The sequence below is a fragment of the Shewanella electrica genome (assembly GCF_022321485.1).
GTDB lineage: Bacteria > Pseudomonadota > Gammaproteobacteria > Enterobacterales > Shewanellaceae > Shewanella > Shewanella electrica.
The window spans coordinates 1-361 of the sequence record NZ_JAKOGG010000086.1 but is presented as its reverse complement, the minus strand read 5'-3'; the positions used below and the strand labels follow the sequence as shown (position 1 = coordinate 361).

Sequence of the window (361 nt, the reverse complement as noted above, 5' to 3'; positions counted from 1 at the left end):
TCATCGTAGTCAACTCCTTGAACTTGTCGAAAACCTTTTGCAACAAGTCGAGCTTTGTAGACAATAACATTACCGTCAGAGTCAGTCTTCTTCTTGAAGATCCATTTATTCTGTATGGCCTGCCGATCATCGGGCAAGTCAACCAAAGTGCATACTTTCTTCTCATACATGGATCTCATCTCAGATTTCATGGCCTCAAGCCACTTCGCGGAATCTGGGTTCATCATCGCTTCCTCATAGTTCCTAGGTTCGTCATTGTCAAGTAACATGACCTCCAGAACAGGAATACCGTACCACTCTGGTGCGGATCTCACTCTGGTTTACCTACGAGGTTCGGTAGTAACTTGATCTGAAGTTACAT

Annotated in this window: 1 protein-coding gene; it reads right to left on the bottom strand. The window is 44.3% G+C overall.

Features of this window, described 5'->3' with window-relative positions:
- On the bottom strand, window positions 1-314 hold a 314-nt coding region (locus L9G74_RS23920), incomplete at its 3' end, for a reverse transcriptase domain-containing protein (protein ID WP_238898532.1).
- Window positions 315-361: the final 47 nt, after the last annotated feature.